This window comes from Sodalinema gerasimenkoae IPPAS B-353, from assembly GCF_009846485.1.
In the GTDB taxonomy this organism is placed as follows: domain Bacteria; phylum Cyanobacteriota; class Cyanobacteriia; order Cyanobacteriales; family Geitlerinemataceae; genus Sodalinema; species Sodalinema gerasimenkoae.
On record NZ_ML776472.1, the window covers coordinates 3,053,295 to 3,070,356 of the forward strand.

At 51.8% G+C, this 17,062-nt stretch carries 12 protein-coding genes; 2 read left to right on the forward strand and 10 right to left on the reverse strand.

From position 1 onward, the window contains the following. The 5 genes from L855_RS13250 to L855_RS13270 form a co-directional block, all read right to left on the reverse strand. Complete coding sequence (locus tag L855_RS13250) at positions 1–1,596, reverse strand: B12-binding domain-containing radical SAM protein (protein ID WP_159788742.1); 1,596 nt, start codon at positions 1,594–1,596, stop codon at positions 1–3. Between the two features lie 271 nt (positions 1,597–1,867). After that, positions 1,868–2,869 (reverse strand): NAD-dependent epimerase/dehydratase family protein, encoded by a 1,002-nt coding sequence (locus L855_RS13255; protein WP_159788744.1) that lies wholly within the window; start codon positions 2,867–2,869, stop codon positions 1,868–1,870. 106 nt (positions 2,870–2,975) lie between these two features. Further along, positions 2,976–4,037 carry a uroporphyrinogen decarboxylase gene (gene hemE / locus L855_RS13260; protein WP_159788746.1) on the reverse strand — a complete coding sequence of 354 codons (1,062 nt, stop codon included), beginning with the start codon at positions 4,035–4,037 and terminating at the stop codon, positions 2,976–2,978. Between the two features lie 210 nt (positions 4,038–4,247). Then, on the reverse strand, positions 4,248–5,498 hold the full coding sequence (locus L855_RS13265; RefSeq protein ID WP_159788748.1) for a lipid-A-disaccharide synthase: 1,251 nt from the start codon (positions 5,496–5,498) through the stop codon (positions 4,248–4,250). 3 nt (positions 5,499–5,501) lie between these two features. Then, entirely contained in the window at positions 5,502–6,173 is a 672-nt protein-coding gene (locus tag L855_RS13270) for an SH3 domain-containing protein (RefSeq protein WP_159788750.1), read from the reverse strand. 320 nt (positions 6,174–6,493) lie between these two features. Between L855_RS13270 and L855_RS13275 the strand changes: the two genes are divergently transcribed. Beyond that, on the forward strand, positions 6,494–7,213 hold the full coding sequence (locus tag L855_RS13275) for a biliverdin-producing heme oxygenase (protein ID WP_159788752.1): 720 nt from the start codon (positions 6,494–6,496) through the stop codon (positions 7,211–7,213). 77 nt (positions 7,214–7,290) lie between these two features. On the opposite strand, the gene queG is transcribed toward L855_RS13275, so the two are convergent. The 4 genes from queG to L855_RS13295 form a co-directional block, all read right to left on the reverse strand. Further along, on the reverse strand, positions 7,291–8,250 hold the full coding sequence (queG, locus tag L855_RS13280; RefSeq protein WP_159788754.1) for a tRNA epoxyqueuosine(34) reductase QueG: 960 nt from the start codon (positions 8,248–8,250) through the stop codon (positions 7,291–7,293). 10 nt (positions 8,251–8,260) lie between these two features. Next, on the reverse strand, positions 8,261–9,580 hold the full coding sequence (locus L855_RS13285) for a sensor histidine kinase (RefSeq protein WP_159788756.1): 1,320 nt from the start codon (positions 9,578–9,580) through the stop codon (positions 8,261–8,263). Positions 9,581–9,983: 403 nt separating this feature from the next. Then, a complete protein-coding gene (locus L855_RS13290) occupies positions 9,984–13,472 on the reverse strand; it encodes an ATP-binding protein (protein WP_159788758.1) in 3,489 nt (1,162 codons plus the stop codon). A gap of 158 nt (positions 13,473–13,630) precedes the next feature. Next, the gene (locus tag L855_RS13295) at positions 13,631–14,308 is read right to left on the reverse strand and encodes a Crp/Fnr family transcriptional regulator (protein WP_159788760.1); all 678 of its coding nucleotides are present in this window, start codon (positions 14,306–14,308) and stop codon (positions 13,631–13,633) included. Between the two features lie 455 nt (positions 14,309–14,763). Between L855_RS13295 and hcp the strand changes: the two genes are divergently transcribed. Next, the gene (gene hcp, locus L855_RS13300; RefSeq protein ID WP_159788762.1) at positions 14,764–16,395 is read left to right on the forward strand and encodes a hydroxylamine reductase; all 1,632 of its coding nucleotides are present in this window, start codon (positions 14,764–14,766) and stop codon (positions 16,393–16,395) included. Positions 16,396–16,399: 4 nt separating this feature from the next. Here hcp and ribH read toward each other — a convergent pair whose 3' ends face one another. Beyond that, positions 16,400–16,957: a 6,7-dimethyl-8-ribityllumazine synthase gene (ribH, locus tag L855_RS13305; protein ID WP_159788764.1), complete on the reverse strand. Its 558-nt coding sequence runs from the start codon at positions 16,955–16,957 to the stop codon at positions 16,400–16,402. Positions 16,958–17,062: the final 105 nt, after the last annotated feature.

The following is a 17,062-nucleotide window of genomic DNA, read 5'->3' on the forward strand; positions in this document are numbered from 1 at the left end:
TTAGCTTTGACTGGCGCTTCCCACAGCAACGGGTTCCTCCTGTTCCTGAGCCAGTTGGGTTTGTCGCTGGAGATAGGCTTGCAGTTGCTGTTCAATGTCCCGACGCACGATTTCTCGATATTCGACAAAGTGCTCAAGCAAGGCGCAGGAGACGAGATAGTTCACCAGCAAGCGGGGTTTGTGACGGTAAATGTTGAACAGATGATGCCAAAATGCCCAACGAGTCGAACGCACGACCCCTTGTCGCCATAGAATCGTCATCGCGGCTTTGACAATCTTGGGTGTGGTTTTACCGCGATTGGATGCCACATGGCGCGGTTCAGCCATGGACATAAAATGACGATAGACCCGATTGAGATATTGCAAGGGGTCGTAGAGTTTATAGAAGGCGCTGACGTATTCCCGTGCAATGTCTTCGATGGGCCGGGTGGGGATAAAGTTCATGAGGTTGTTCTGATTCCCCGAACCTCCCATGTCTTCTACCAGTCGCCCTTCTTTTTTCAGGCGCGTCATCAAGGCGGTGTTGGGTAAGACTTGCAACATACTCACCATGGCGGTGGGAATGGCCGTCTGTTCCACAAACTCGACGATGCGATCGCCCGCTCCAGCTTTCTCGCCGTCAAAACCGATAATAAAGCCCGCCATCACCCGCATTCCGGTTTCATTAATGCGTTTGACGGCCCCAAGGAGAGGATCTCGGGTGTTCTGAAATTTCTTGGTGAGGGATAAACTATCGGCGTCGGGGGTTTCAATCCCCAGGAAGACGCTGCTGAAGTTGCACTCCATCATCAACTCCATCAACTCCTCGTCATTGGCTAAATCCACCGAGGCTTCGGTACTGAAGTGGAAGGGGAAGCCTTTGGCCTGCATCCAGGGTTGCAACTCTCGCAAGAGCCGTTTGACGTTGCGTTTATTGCCGATGAAGTTGTCATCCACCATAAACACGGGGCCACGCCAACCCAAGTCATAGAGGCGTTCGAGTTCCCCAATCAGTTGTTGTGGCTCTTTGGTGCGGGGTTTACGACCATAGAGAACGATGATGTCACAAAATTCGCATTGATAGGGGCAACCTCGGGAGAACTGCACGGACATATTGTCGTAAGCGTCCAGTTCTAGCAAGTCGTAGCGAGGAATGGGAGTGTCGGTGACATCGGGTTTGATCTCGGAACGGAAGGTTCCCGAGGTGTCTCCCCGTTCAACGGCTTCGACAAACATGGGGAGGGTGAGTTCTCCCTCATCCAAGATGAGGAAGTCAGCCCCCACGGCTTCTAGTTCTTGGGGTAAGGAGGTGGGGTAGGGACCGCCAACCGCCACGGGTTTCTGGCGACGCTTGGCCTCAGCGACATGGGCGTGCATATCGTCTTTCTGCACAATCATGCCCGAGAGGATGACTAAATCAGCCCAGTCCCATTCCGCTTCGCTAATGTCTCGGATGTTGCAATCAACGAGCTTCAGTTCCCAGCGTTCCGGTAAAATTCCGGCAACGGTGATTAACCCCAAAGGCGGTAGAACGGCTTTGCGCCCTACCAGTTCCATTGCCTTATCGAATGACCAAAAACTTTGTGGAAAACGAGGGTATACTAATAAAACCTGCATAAAAACGGAGTTCCTCAAGGGTTTATGTCAGGCTAACATAGATAACTAATTCTCAACAATTTGCGGGGGACAGTTGATAGCTTGCAGTGGACAGTTGGACAGCTCAAATTTCGTGCCAACAGACCTGAGCCTGCGGAAAACTGACCTTCAGACTCTTATTTGTATTTAACAATGAGGGGGACTGTAACTGACGAAAATGAACCGTCTATCTGTAAAGCACGTCACAATTTTAAACGAGAGTTCGTCAAAATTAAAGAAATCTATGATTTTCTTAATCTTCTGGTGAATCCTCAGGGGGTAACGGCGCTTTGCTTGGTGAGGTTTGTCCTAGTCCGCGTTCTTTGAGAGCATCGGTTAGGGTTGCACAATGGACTGGACAATCAAAATCTTGACCGGTTACGGCATCGGTATAGGTAAAGTCTCGGTACTCTAAACAAAACCGATCCCACGCGGCCATCTGAACGACTCCTAGACGCACCAGACATTCCACCATCACGTCCGTCAGCCAGCGATTGAGGCGAAAGCGAAAGTAAATGCGTTTGTCGAAATAGCGACAGAGTTCACTCACTGCGCGATCGACGGTGTAGGGTTCGGTCCCCAATACATAGTGACGACGTTCTGAGGGAGGGTTCTCTAGCAGATATTTGGTGACTTCGGCGATATCCTGGGCATGAATGAAGTGAAAACTGCCCTCAACACTGATAAAGCGAGCGAGATTGAGCCACTTGCTGACTTCAGGGAGGCCCGCAGAGACGTGGGAGTAGGGTTTGTTCTCATCTCCCCCTAAGACAATGGTGGGAAAGAGAACCGTCAGGCGATCGGCAATGGGCATCCGGTGCAGTTGATTGAGACAATCATACTTAGAGCGGATATAGTCGGTTCCCATGTGGGCTGCCGCGCGCAGAATCTCGCTGTTGCGATCGAGGATACTGGCGGTGGAGAAGTAAATCACCTGTTCACAGGTCTCCTGATCCAGGAGGTGCATCAGCATACAGGTTTTGGTGACATTGATGTCAAAGGTTTCTTTAGAGCCTCCCCAGGCAGCAGCGGTGAGAATGGCGCAGTTAATGGTTTCTAGAACCTCTCGGAACTGATGAATGTCTCGTAAGTCCCCCTCCAAGATATGAATCCCCGATCGCCGCTCTAGATCTAGGTTCAGCTTTTGGCGATCGCGAACAAACAAATACAGTTCACAATCACTCTGAGCGATCAGGGTTTCAGCGATATAGTGACCGATACAGCCACTCGCTCCGGTGAGGAGGACTCGTTTCATCAGCAAGCATTAAGGGTGGAGAAACGACAGGAAGAATCAGCGTAGTATCGCTGGGAAGTCGGCTGGCCCGGGCCACGGCGGCCCGGTTCAGCGGCGTTACATCACGTCAAGCCGTCGCCAATAGCTGATCGGCCTGTTTGGCGGTTTCAAAGAAGAACGCCACATTTTCCTCGGGGGTATTCGGGAGAACACCGTGACCTAAGTTTAGGATATGACCCCGGTTACCAGCCTTGCGAATCGTGTCGAGGATGCGATCGCGGATGAAGTCCTTAGAACCATACAACACACCCGGATCGAGGTTCCCCTGCACATGAATCTCACTCCCCAAGCGTTGGCGAGCCTCAGCCATATCCACCGTCCAATCGACACTGACGATATTGGCCCCAGATTGCCCCATCCGTTCTAACAAGCCACCGCTCCCGGTGACCAGGAGGATTAAGGGGGTGTCGGGGTGAGTTTGACGCACCTGCTCAAAGACCCGTTTCTGATAGGGCAGGGCAAAGGTATCGTAATCTTGGGGACTCAGTTGTCCAGCCCAGGAGTCAAACATCTGCACCACTTGAGCGCCACAATCAATTTGATAGCGGACATAGGTGGCGATCGCATCGGAGAGTTTCTCCAGTAAGCGATGCAGCATGGTGGGTTCCGAGAAGGCCATATTCTTAATCACAGAATAGGTCTTGGAGCCTTTCCCTTCCACGGCATAGGCCGCCAGAGTCCAGGGAGCGCCCACAAAACCCAACACAGCGGCTTCGTTATTCACTTCCTGCCGCAGTGTCGTCAGAATCGGTTTAATAAAAGGTAATGACTCATCTGGATCGAGGGGATGCAAGTTCTCCACTTGTTCTAGGGAGCGAATGGGGGGATCAATAATGGGCCCTTTCCCCTCGGCAATATCCATTTCAATGCCAATCCCCGGCAGGGGAGTGACGATATCGGAGAAAAGAATCACCCCATCGGGTTTGAAGGCTCGCCAGGGTTGCAGAGACACCTCGATCGCCACCTCGGGAATCTCGGAGCGTTCCCGAAAACTGGGATATTTTTCACGCAAGTCGCGATAGGCTTTCATGTAGCGTCCTGCCTGTCGCATCATCCAAACTGGGGGACGCTCCAGGGCTTCACCCCGCGCCGCTCTCAAGAGGTAGGGAATCTCCGCTGAACCCGTCATTATTAACGCTTCCTTCTAAAAATAGTTTTAAATTGCCAAGGCTTAGCTTATCACAGAAGGGAGGAAGGCAGTAGGCAGTAGGGGAACAGGGAACAGGGGGAAGACAGGCAGTAGGGGAAGACAGGCAGTAGGGGAACCACTTCAGTCACAGAGGTAGAGGAAGTGGAGGAGGTAGAGGGAAAACCTTGCCTATTGTCTATTGCCCAGTGCCTACTGCCTTCTCCCAAAATCAAGCAAATTGACAATTTTTTCCGCCGCACCGCCGGAACCGGAGACCTGACGCAGCTTTTGTCGCATCTGTTCGAGTTTTTGGGGATGATCTAGGAAATCTAGGACAGTGTCGCCAATCGCACTGGGGGGAAATTGTCCGAGGAACTCTGGCACAATCTGTTCACCGGCCCAGATGTTGGCCCAGGCCAGACGGGTTCCGCCGGATTGTCGTTGCAGCCATTGCCAGGTTAGCCAACTAAAGAGCGTCGTGAAGCCTGAGCCGAGTCCGGGAAGATTGGCTAACAGTCCCGGTAGGCCATCCCAGGCCCGCATCACATCGAGGCGATGGGTGGGCAGTAGAACGACCATGGGAACCCCCAGGGCCGCTAGTTCGGCGGTGTTGGCTCCGACGGTGGTGATGCAGAGATGACACTGCTTTAGGAGATTGTGGGGGGGAACCTCTTGATGTAACTTCAGGCGGGTTCCTTGGCGGGTTTTTAGGTAGGGATGACCTTGGTGGTGGATGAGTTGGGCTGAGGTCCAGTTTAGGGCGGCTAGGGTGGAATTCTGGTCAGGATTGGCGTAGGCGGCGAGTTGGTCGAGGTCTAAACTGGGGGCAACGGGAATGACGAACTCCAGTTCGGGACGCTGTTGCCCGAGATAGTCGGCAATTTCTAGGGTGAGGGGAACCCCAAGGCTGAGTTTGAGGGGTTTGGAACCGGGGAGAAAGCCGATGCGGCCGGGATGCTGGCTGTCTATGGGGGGGAGGGGCGATCGCATCACTCCGGCATCGGCCATGAGATTGCCGACGGCATAGAGTTTATGACGGTAGCGAGGGGGGGCCTGGGCGATCGCCTCGGGGGTGGCCATAGCAAAGCGATCGACCCAGGGATACCATTGTCCGTGCCATTCGGCATAGACCACGATGCGGTAGCCGAGTCGTCGCCCGATAAGAACGGGAAACAGGCGATCGCCCCCCAGGAACAACACGACTCCCTCATCGCTCCAATCCCAGTTCTCGGCGGTTTTGCCCCGGAGGAGAAAGGGCCAAAAGTCTTCGGCCGCTTGGACGCGATCAACGTCAGGATAACTGCGGGCGATCGCCGCCTCCCGGCCGCTGGCGTGGGGACAGGGAGAAAGAACCACCGAAAGTCTGGCCTGGGGAAATTGTCGCCGAATTTCTTGCACCACGGGACGCACCCAGGTAGTCACTTCCCCTGGGCCGTTGGAGAGAATTAAAATATCAGTCACGGATTATCGACAGAGTCCTAGATTACTGACTCCATCCCCAAAGCCATTGGAGACATAGCCATCAAACGGAGCGGTGATTTCGACCCATTCACGACCATCTGAGGCGACAATAGTCCGCAAGGGTAAACGAATTCGCAGGGTTTCCTCAACATCAACCCCCCCCAACACTGAGCCATTCAAGGAGGGAGATTGACGAACGGTTAAGCCTTCTGGTTGAATAACGCGACGACAGGAACTGCCCGAATCGCTCTGGGAGGGAGTATCGAGCCGTTGAGATGTGCTAGCCCCTGAGGTTGACGGCAATTGAGATCCCCAAACAAAGGCTTCACAGGGGTTGAGATGAGTGCTTCCTAGGGGGCCATTGTCCACATAGCCCTCAGCGGGAAAACTCACCGCTAACCAGATATTGCCTTCTGGCCCCCGAATTTCCTCGGCGTCGGGCATTAAACGCAGACGTTCGTTAGGGGCTACGTTGGCGATGGAACGGGCATCAGGACGGGGATCAACGCGGATCGAGAGTCCCTGCTCTAGGCTGGAGGAAACTTGACGACAGAGGGGATCAATTCCCCGAACCGAATGTCTAACGGGGGATTCCGTCAGAGGAGCCGCCAAGCTACTGTAGCTGAGGGGGGGCAGGGTCAGCAGTAGAACTGATAAACAACCAGCGAGTTTCACGATAGAGAAGGCTCAACGAGGGGTCAGACAATCCTGTATCCCCCCATCTTAGGCGCAATTGAGCTAGTTTCCAAGTCATGCCAGCCCCCCGCCTCAGGCGGATAGGCTTCAGGGCATCTTGAACCCCCTTGGCTTGGGCGATGTCGTGACCTGTGGGTTAAAAATTCTTAATAAAAATTCTCATCAAATCGATCTAGGCTGATTTAAGCAGATTAGGCGTTTTGTCTCAATTTTGCGCGACTTCTGTTGTCCGTCTTGTCCGTAACGGCACGTCGTCATCGATACGCCGAACCGAAAATTATAGCATTCTTAATTTTAGTATGACCAGTAATCTCGCGACAAAACTCCGGGAAGGCACGAAAAAGTCCCACACCATGGCCGAAAACGTGGGCTTTATCAAATGTTTCCTCAAAGGAACCGTGGAGAAAAACTCCTATCGGAAGCTAGCGGCAAACTTCTATTTCGTCTACTCTGCCATGGAAGAGGAGATGGAACGCCACCGGGAGCATCCTGTCTTGTCAAAACTCCACTATCCTCAACTGAACCGAAAAGAGAGTTTAGAACAGGATCTTAACTATTACTTTGGCTCCAACTGGCGTGAGGTGGTGCAGCCTACCGAGGGAGGACAAGGCTATGTTAACCGCATCCGCGACATCTCCAACACTGAACCGGAACTGTTGGTGGCTCATTGCTACACCCGCTATTTAGGGGATCTCTCCGGCGGACAGATTCTCAAAAAAATTGCCCAGGACGCCATGGGGTTACAGGATGGCCAGGGAACGGCATTTTACGAGTTCGCCGAGATTCCTGATGAGAAAGCCTTTAAGGCCGAGTATCGTCAAGCCATGGATAGTCTCCCCATTGATGACGCTCAAGCCGCTCGCATTGTCGATGAAGCCAATGATGCCTTCAAACTGAACATGGTTATGTTTGAAGAACTCGAAGGGAATCTGATTAAAGCCATCGGCCAGATGCTGTTTAATTCCCTGACTCGCCGTCGCTCTCGCAACGCCAATGAGCCGGCCCCAGTCAATGGCTAATTGAATGGCTAAATGGCTAATTCAAGAGCTGATTGTTCAGGCAAGTTAGTCTAAACCTCCACTCTCAAACCTCGTCTTTAATCAGGCGGGGTTTGAGCCTGTTGACTGTTACGTCGCCACATGGCGGGTTTAATCCGTCGTAAGGCCGAGGCCCGGAACCGTTGATCCCAATCGTCCTCGCTCAGCTGGGCCAACTCAGAGAGTTTCGGGTTTTGATTTTGGGGATAAGGCTGAAACTCCTCCACATCCGTGGGTTTAGCAAATCGCTGATTCCAGGGACAAACCTCTTGGCAAATGTCACAGCCAGCTACCCAGCCGTTGAGGTTCTTGGCAATGTCTTCCGGGAGGCGATCGCTGCGGTTTTCAATAGTGTGATAGGCCAAACAGCGGTTAGCATCCACCACCGCAGGCCGAACGATCGCCGCCGTGGGACAGGCTTCAATACAGCGTGTACAGGTGCCACAATGGTCTGTATGGGGGCGATCGCCCTCCAGAGGAAGATTCGTCACCACTTCCCCGAGGAACACCCAGGAGCCATACTCTCGGGTAATGACATTGCCATTTTTAGCAATCCAACCAATCCCAGCCTGTTGGGCCCAAAACTTATCCTGAACGGGGCCCGTATCGGCATAGTATTTCGCCTGAATCTCGGGATCGCAGTTCTCTAGCCAACGACAGAGTTGTTTCAGCCGACGATGGAGAACCTTATGATAATCCCGTCCCCAGGCGTAACGGGAGATTCTCGCCCCATCTTCCTCCTCCGGTTGGGAATGCTCCGTGTAGTAGTTCACAGCCACTGCAATCACCGATCGCACATCCGGTAACACTTGCCGGATATCCTGGCGTTTGGGGTTCGCCATCCAAGCCATATCCGCCTGATGGCCCTGATTTAACCAGCGTTGGAGATGAGTCACCGCCTCGACTTCCGCCTGATCCGGCTCCGCTGTCACCGCCGCAATACCCACACGATGAAACCCTAGATTTAGGGCTTCCTGGAGAATTTGGCTGCGGCTGGGGGCCTGGGAAAATGGACTCATCAGGGATTCATTAATGGCTTGCCGTTTGGGGTTCTCGGGAAGGAGGGGTGAGACGCTGCTGCACAGGGATCTCAATGATAAAGCCAACGCGATCGCCCTCCACCTCACAGCTTAGACGACCGCCATGCTTCTGGGTAATGATTTGATGGCTAATGGATAACCCCATCCCCGTCCCTTTTCCTTGAGGTTTAGTGGTGAAAAAGGCATCAAAGAGATGTTCTTGCACCTCCGGGGGAATACTGCTCCCATTATTACTCATGGTAATGGCGGCCATCTCTCCCCTCAGCGAGGTGTGAATCTCGATATAGGGGTGCCAATCTTGTCCCTGATTTCCCGCAGATTCGTCTAACGCATCAATGGCATTACTGAGGATATTGGTAAATACCTGATTGAGTTGTCCACTACAGCCGTCAATCAAGGGTAACTCCCCATACTGCTTTCTCACCTCAATCTGAGGTCGAAAGGACTTGGCTTTAAGGCGGTTACTTAAAATCAATAAGGTACTCTCAATCCCCTCATGAACATTCGTCTCATTAAATTCCTGGTCATTCGTCCGAGAAAAGTTTTTTAGGGAGGAAATAATGCCCTGAATCCGCCCTGCACCCACTTCCATAGACTTGACTAATTTTGGTAAATCTTCCTTGACAAAATCAAAATCAATTTCATCAGCAAATGCTCTCACCTCCGGAGTTACCTCTGGGGTGGACTCTTGATAGAGATTGACGAGAGCTAGTAAATCCGCAATATACTCTTTGGCATGAATGAGATTCCCGTGAATGAAGTTGACCGGATTATTGATTTCATGGGCTACACCGGCCACTAATTGCCCCAAGGAGGACAGTTTTTCACGTTGTACCAGTTGCAATTGAGCTTGCTGTAAACTCTCTAATGCCTCAGATAGTTGTGCCGTTCGCTCCTTAACTTGAGCATCTAAGTTGTGATTAAGATGATAGAGCTGAAGATGCACCTTAATCCGGGCCAACACTTCCTCCTGCTGAAAGGGCTTCGTAATATAATCGACTGCACCCAAATTGAGTCCCTTCACCTTGTCCACTGTATCCGAGAGAGCGGTGGTAAAAATAATGGGAATATCAGCAGTGTCAGGATTGGCCTTGAGGCGACGACAGGTTTCAAACCCATCAATCCCCGGCATCATCACATCTAGTAAAATGAGATGGGGCGGTTTATAACTCACCTGTTCCAATGCCGTTTCACCGTCAAGAGCGACTGCAACTTGATAGTGAGCCGTGGTGAGAGCTTCTGATAATACTGCTAAATTTGTTGGAGTATCATCGACCACTAAAATGATATCAGACTCGGAATTCGACATAAACTGGAATTAAAAAGGTGACAGCAAGTTTTTAAGCGTAACCCAAAACAACTAAAGTTCAGAGCTGCATAGCAATGCTCCCTAAACCAAATCTCTAAAAATAGTAAACTGGCCGTAAAGCTAGATCAGTTTCTATGCTGCTTATTATGGTTTATCCCCCTTTTTAGCATAAAACTTAACTCCTTGGCTAAAGATTTCATGTTTTTCTGGTAACTTGTGATTGGGGTTACAGAAAAACGACAAAATAGAACGGTACTCCTCAAGCTCGATAGAGTCTTGATACAGTTTCGGCTAATTCAATGGTACATTTTCAGAGCTGTAGAGGATGTGTCCAGAGCAGCAGTTGTGCCTGATTTTAGCGGCAGCCTATCTCAAGAGGTTGACGGAACTGACTTGAATTGAGCTACTGCTCAACAATGCTCTCTAATAGATCACGAATCTGCTTCATCTTAAATTCCTGGGCTAAATGTTGAACGCGATCGGAAAAATCTTGATAGTTTGGGTTTTGTTGCCGCAATTGCTGCACCTCATCAACAATTCGATTTAATAGTCCTTGTCGAGCCAGATCTAGTAATTTCTCAACCTCCTCAAGAGGCGGATTTTGTAGGCTATCTCCTAGGCTACATTGAGGCGGGGTTTGAGCCGTCACGACTGCTGAATCCTCCTTCTCATACATCCAAGAGATATCGATCGTGTTGGCGATCTTTTGTAGAAGTTCATCCGCTTGGACAGGTTTAGGGAGAAAGTCATCTCCCCCTGCGGCTAAACTCTTATGTTGATCAATGGCCAGAACACTCGCCGAGGAGACAATGGTGGGCGTTGCCTTAATCTCAGGATGCTCGCGTAGATGTTTCAAGAAGGTAAAGCCGTCCATTCCTGGCATGGCGAGGTCGGTAATCACTAAATTTGGGCGTTCCTCAAGAACCATATTCAGTCCTTGTCCTCCTTCCTCCGCTTCAATGACGGTGAACCCGAGGGGTGTGAGAAGATTCACGATGACTGAGCGATTTTCCCAGCGATCATCAATCACAAGAAGAGTTAGGCGATCGCCCTCATAGCCAATAATTTTACCTAAATCCGACTGAGTGGCGGAGTTCACCCAGTCATCGGCCCGTTCTAAGGTGGCGACAAAACTAAACTGACTGCCCTGATTGGGGGTACTACTTACCTCAATGGGACTATCCATTAACTCCAAAATTTGCCGAGTAATCGCTAACCCCAAGCCAGTTCCTTCTGATTGCCGTTTACCTTCCCCGACTTGTTCAAAGGGAAGAAAAATTTTCTCAAGTTGTTCTGGGGTCATCCCCACCCCCGTATCGGTAATCTCAAACTCAACCCGGTAACATGACGCGTCGGTTAACGAACTCGACTCCCCCTCAGAGTTTTGGGAAGTTAAGACCGAGACCTTAAAGCAGACATTTCCCTTTGGGGTGAATTTGATGGCATTCCCCAGGAGATTGATTAAGACTTGCCGTAAGCGTTTTTCATCGGCTTTGACTCCCGTGGGGAGATGGGGATCAGCGACATAGAAGAAGTCAATCTGTTTCCCTTGCGATCGCACCCGGCAAATTTCTACCACCCCCTGTAAAAACGCCGGAAAATGAAACGCATTGGGGTGAAGTTCCATCTTCCCAGCTTCGATTTTCGACAAGTCCAAAATATCGTTAATCAACGTCAGCAGGTGGGCCCCACATTGCTGGATAATCTCGACCCCATGAAGATCCTGTCCTGTGAGTTTTGCCGATCGCTGTAAAATTTGGGCATAGCCTAAAATCCCATTCAGGGGAGTGCGCAACTCATGACTCATGCTGGCCAGAAAGTCGCTTTTGGCATGGTTTGCCGCATCAGCCAACTCCATCGCCTCTTGCAGTTCGGCGGTGCGTTCCTGAACCCGCTGTTCGAGTTCCGTGGCCCAATTCCGCAGTCGCTCTTCCGATTGCCGTAGGGCCTCTTTCGCCTGTTTTTGCTCTGTGACATCTCGCAAAATCGCCAGATATTCCCGAGAGGCCTCTGTTTCCAACACCGAGATCCCCACTTCCACGGTTCCTGAGTCTGGGCCTCGCTTAAAATCCTGTTCACTAATGCGAGGGGCCGTCTCAATTACTCTCGGGAAACCGGGTAAATACTCCCAGAGGGGTCGTGTTAGGAGTTCAAATCCCGGCAAATTGAATAAGGCACTCGCGGCGGGGTTCACCTCCCGAATCATGCCCTGACTATCCAGAACCATGATGGCATCATCGGCAATACGGAAGAGCAACTGAGCGCGATCGCGGGTTTCCACGATCGCCTCGGCCTGGGGTAAACTCGTCCAACAGGCGATCGCCACCCCAACAAACCCCACCGTCAGCAACAGCAACACCAGCAAATTCGCCGAGACATCCGCCAACGCCGTTGGATTCGTCGCCGACATGATCCAAACTTGGCCTTGCCAACTCAGAAAAGCGGCCCCACAGAGAAGCAGTAACAGTACCCCCACCTGAACCGCCACGAAGTTCTGGAAATTCTCCCCCAGTTGCTTATGGTAGAGACGAATCCACCAATCGCTTTGAAACAGAAACAAGCGATTGCGGGCGATCGCCGCGTCAAACAGCAGAACCACAACGGGAAAGGCTAACCCCAGCAACAAATCCACACCACTCCACATCAGTCCTCCCACAACCAACACCATGGCTTCTAAGAGGAAGAACCCTAAGGACCAGCGAGGCAGCCAAGAGCTACGAGTCCCCCGTTTGAGCCACATTCCCAAATGCAGCATCATGGTACTGGAGAGATACCCCGTTCCCGTCACCATCACCACCCGTTCTACGTCCCCCCACAACAAACACAGAAGACTCAGAGCAAAGGTAAAACTCAAACCGGGGCCAAAGGCTCCCCGCCGAGACACCACCGCGAAAACTGGTGATAGATAGCGATCGCGCGACAGTTGATAGAGAACCCGAGGAGTCAGGGCCACCGCCGTCGCTGAACTCAGGAGACAGCCTGAAGCAATAAGAAACGTCACCAAAACAGGGGCCGCATTACCCCAAAACGGACGAGACACGGCCACCAACTGCACAAAGGTATTACTTCCCAACTCCGGGTTACTGGCCAACCGCATCAGTAACCAAGAGGCTCCTGTGTAGATAATCGGCAGAAGAATTGCGGCAAAGGTGAGACTGCGAAGGGTTTTATGAGGTTTTTTATTGTCGGCTACAAACACCGAAGCCGTTTCACAGCCATAGGCCGCATACACCGCCAAAAAATACCACTTGGCCCAATCTCCCACCCCGAGCGGTTGCCACTGACTGGGGAAAAATCCGGGACTGTTGGGGGAGATGGCTAACCAACCTAGGCCCTGGGTACAAAACACCAGGAAAAATCCCACCGCCGGCAAGACAAAAAACAGATGTAGGATACTAATGGCCCGAGTGCCACTATAGGCAACGATGAAGGGAAGAGCCGTAAAAATAATCCTTAACAAGCCTTCAGGAGCCTCAATCCCCAGGGTGTCTAGATTGGCAGCAATTAACCCTGCTAGAACAATGCCATTCATTGAGGGAACGGAAACCCAGCCCAAAAAGTAGCCAATGGCTCCATACCGGGCCAAAAAGGGGTGATTATCCAGGAGTTTCGTGATGTAATTTGGCGTTCCCCCGGATACATTTGGATATTGGCTGCCCAAATATTTGACCTGGAGATTGTAGAGAACGCCAATGACCGTGGCGACGAGCCAAACCCAAATTAGCGGTTGTCCTAAGTCAGCATTAGACGCTGGGCCAGTCCCAAGCCACAGCAATAAACCACTTAAGCCGAACCCCCAAACCTCTAAAACACTGAGGAGTCGGGGTAACTTAAGCCGGGGAAGTTGATTCCCAGCAACAGAGTTGGTTGGAGCCGTGAGCCAGCTAAACATTGAGGATACGAAACTAGATTTACGCGTACTAATGGGGATAGACTGCACCACTAGAACGTGACCGGAGCAACGTTAGATCCGTTTGATTTGAGGTTGATGGCTATCTTAACCGAAAATTTGTTTTATGGAAACATGAGAAGGCGGGGGGAGCAATTGAGTTATTTGTCTCCGGCGGCTAAACGCTGTAGTCCCTCGCGATCGCAAATTTTAACCTGTCTTGCCTCCATTTCAATCAATTGCGCCTGAGTGAGTTTGGCAAACGTTCGCGATAAGGTTTCGGGAATTGTCCCCAAAAATGCCGCCAACTGTCCCTTTGCCAAATCCAGTTCAACGGGGTTAGACTCTTGGCGATCGCTCAAATCGAGTAAGTACCCCGCCAAGCGGCTGGAGACATCTTTAAGGGATAGAGTATCAATAAGATTAGCGAAGCGGCGTAAATTTCGTGACAAACCCGCCAATAAATTAAAGGCCAAGCTCGGATATTGTTCTACCAACGCCAGCAGGGCTTGACTGGGAATCAGAATCAGGTTGGTCATCTCCAGAGCTGAGGCGGAAGCTGGATAACGCCCCCCATCAAATGCTGGCACTTCTGCGAAGCGATCGCCCGTTTCAAACCAATGTAAGATCTGTTCTTTGCCATCGGCAGAGGCTTTATAGACTTTCACTCGTCCCGACTGAACTATAAAGAAGCCCAAACAGCGATCACCCTCAAAAAAAATCGTCTCCCCTTTGTCATACTGCAAGGATTTAGCAATAGTTGCTATAGCATGAATTTGGGATTCTGGCAACCTCTCAAACAGGTCGACGTTGCTTAAAAAATCTCGAATTTCTGGCATTTTTAGACCCAATCTTAGCAAAACTTAATCATAAACAATAAACTCTGGACAAACTTGCCCATGCTGTCAAGTGATTTTAAGGTTGTATCCGCTAATAAGCACCCAAGAGCCGATTACCAGCACTAGACCTCCCAACCCTTCCACCTGTTCCCGGCTCCCCAAAGAGCGCACCCACAAGGAGATGCCCCTACGTCTTTTCTTCCCCTCCTGAGACAGGCAGGGGTGGGTTATGCCTCTTGCCTCTTGCCTCTTGCCTCTTGCCTCTTGCCTCTACGGAGAACGGAGAACGGAGAACGGAGAACGGAGAACGGAGAACGGAGAACGGAGAACGGAGAACGGACTTGCCTCTTGCCTCTTGCCTTCTCCCGCCTACTGCCTTCTTGATCCAAGTCAAAGACACACCCCCAATCCCCAGCCTAAGCTAAAACCAAGCAATCAGCGAGGGATGTACCATCATGTTTTGTAGCCAATGTGAACAAACCACCCGAGGCGAAGGCTGTTTCAACTGGGGAGCGTGCGGTAAAAGCCCCGAGGTTGACGCCTTACAAGACCTCCTCACCCATGCCCTGCGAGGACTCGCCGAAGTGGTCATCGAGGCTCGTTCCGCCAACCTGAATCTGCCCACCGCCAACCGTTTCGCCTGTGAAGCCCTCTTCGCCACCCTAACTAACGTCAACTTCGACGGCGATCGCTTTGCCGCTTATATCCAAGAAACCGTGGAACTGCGAGAGTTCCTCCAACAGCAATTGCCCAAGAACCATCCCTGGTCTGACGTAGCCTACTTTCAGCCTGCTGGCGATCGCAATACTCTCATCCAACAGGGCAAAGAAGCCGAATATGAGTTTATCAGCCAAGGCTCGGGCGACGTTGACATCTTCTCCCTCAAACTCACCGTTCTCTATGGCTTAAAAGGAATTGCCGCCTACGCCCATCATGCCGCCGAACTCGGACAAGAGAGCGATCGCGTCTATGACTACTTTTACGATGCCCTAGCCGCCTTGGGACGACGAGATCTCACCCTCAACGATTGGGTGACCTTAGCCCTGAAACTTGGAGAAATCAACCTCCTGGCCATGGAACTCCTCGATGCCGCCAACACCGGGGCTTACGGTCATCCTGTTCCCACCAGCGTCCCGATCACCCCACGCCAAGGCAAAGCCATCCTCATTTCCGGGCATGACCTCAAAGACGTCGAAGCCCTGCTACAACAGACAGCGGGCAAAGGCATTGATGTATACACCCACGGCGAACTGCTTCCCGCCCATGGCTATCCCCGCCTCAAACAAACCTATCCCCATCTCTACGGTCACTATGGAACCGCATGGCAGAACCAACCCCAGGAGTTTTCCGCCTTCCCCGGTCCGATTCTGATGACCACCAACTGCCTCATGCCCCCCAACGCCAACTACGAGGATCGCGTCTTCACCCTCGGGGCAGTGGGCTATCCCCATCTTCCCCATCTGACCCGTGAGGATCTCTCTCCTGTAATTGAGCGGGCCCTAGCCCTACCCGGTTTCCCAGAGACACCAGAACTGCGAACCGTCACCACTGGCTTTGCTCGTAATGCCGTCTTAGGAGTGGCTGATACGGTTATCAACGCAGTCAAGGGGGGTCAGATTCGTCACTTCTTCCTCGTGGGAGGCTGTGATGGAGCAAAATCAGGACGCAACTACTACACGGAGTTCGTGGAAAACGTGCCCGATGACTGTATCGTCTTGACCCTGGCCTGTGGCAAATTCCGTTTCTTTGACAAAGACTTAGGGGAAATTGGCGGCTTACCGCGACTGATGGATGTGGGGCAATGCAATGATGCCTACTCCGCCATCCAAATCGCCTTGGCCTTGGCCGATGCCTTTGACACGGATGTCAATCAACTGCCCCTCTCGATGGTTCTGTCCTGGTATGAGCAGAAAGCCGTCTCGATTCTGCTAACCCTTCTCCATTTAGGGATTCGCAACATTCGCCTTGGCCCAACTCTGCCCGCGTTCATCTCGCCCCGTGTCTTTGAGTTGCTCTCGCAAACCTACAACCTACAGGGAATTTCCACCGCTGAGGCGGATCTCGCGGCTTGTCTTGCAGGACGGTAACGCTCTAGTGAGCTGACGCATCACGCATTAGGGGACGGCCCTCTCCATTGGGGAGGGCTTGGGGATTTGGGTTTATGTCCGAGTCCCCACCAATCTGACTCATTAAACTGGCCATTTCTAGGGCATCCATGGCGTAGTTCCAGCCGAGATTGCTCTTAATTCCGGCTCGTTCTAGGGCCTGCTGCATGGTGTCGGTGGTGAGAACGCCGAAGACGATGGGGACTCCCGTTTGGAAGCCCGCCGCTGCGACCCCCTTCGAGACTTCTGCCGCCACGTAGTCAAAATGAGGAGTATGACCGCGAATGACGGCTCCGAGGCAGATAATGGCGTTGTAATTGCCTTTGAGGGCGAGTTGTCGGGCAACAAGGGGAATTTCAAAGCTTCCGGGGACCCAAACATAATCGACCTGGGTTCCTTCCGGGTTGACATCGATGCCATGACGTTTGAGGCAGTCTTGACAGCCACCGAGTAGCTTCTCGGTGACGAGATCATTAAAACGGGCGATAACAATAGCGAAGCGGTAAGGAGCGACGCCGGCAAACGTTCCTTCAAAAACTGCCATAAATCTTTAGGGAGGCTGAGGTGAGATATAAAAGGGGGAATGGGGTTTAGAGCAATGGACAATGGATAATGGACAATGGATAATTGGGAACGCTCCATTCAAAGC

What these genes read in the sequence shown, in the direction of transcription:
- hcp (WP_159788762.1), top strand. Translation starts at nt 14,764, where the DNA reads ATGTTTTGTAGCCAATGTGAACAAACCACCCGAGGCGAAGGCTGTTTC.
- L855_RS13295 (WP_159788760.1), bottom strand. Translation starts at nt 14,308, where the DNA reads ATGCCAGAAATTCGAGATTTTTTAAGCAACGTCGACCTGTTTGAGAGG.
- ribH (WP_159788764.1), bottom strand. Translation starts at nt 16,957, where the DNA reads ATGGCAGTTTTTGAAGGAACGTTTGCCGGCGTCGCTCCTTACCGCTTC.
- L855_RS13275 (WP_159788752.1), top strand. Translation starts at nt 6,494, where the DNA reads ATGACCAGTAATCTCGCGACAAAACTCCGGGAAGGCACGAAAAAGTCC.
- L855_RS13290 (WP_159788758.1), bottom strand. Translation starts at nt 13,472, where the DNA reads ATGTTTAGCTGGCTCACGGCTCCAACCAACTCTGTTGCTGGGAATCAA.
- L855_RS13250 (WP_159788742.1), bottom strand. Translation starts at nt 1,596, where the DNA reads ATGCAGGTTTTATTAGTATACCCTCGTTTTCCACAAAGTTTTTGGTCA.
- queG (WP_159788754.1), bottom strand. Translation starts at nt 8,250, where the DNA reads ATGAGTCCATTTTCCCAGGCCCCCAGCCGCAGCCAAATTCTCCAGGAA.
- L855_RS13285 (WP_159788756.1), bottom strand. Translation starts at nt 9,580, where the DNA reads ATGTCGAATTCCGAGTCTGATATCATTTTAGTGGTCGATGATACTCCA.
- hemE (WP_159788746.1), bottom strand. Translation starts at nt 4,037, where the DNA reads ATGACGGGTTCAGCGGAGATTCCCTACCTCTTGAGAGCGGCGCGGGGT.
- L855_RS13255 (WP_159788744.1), bottom strand. Translation starts at nt 2,869, where the DNA reads ATGAAACGAGTCCTCCTCACCGGAGCGAGTGGCTGTATCGGTCACTAT.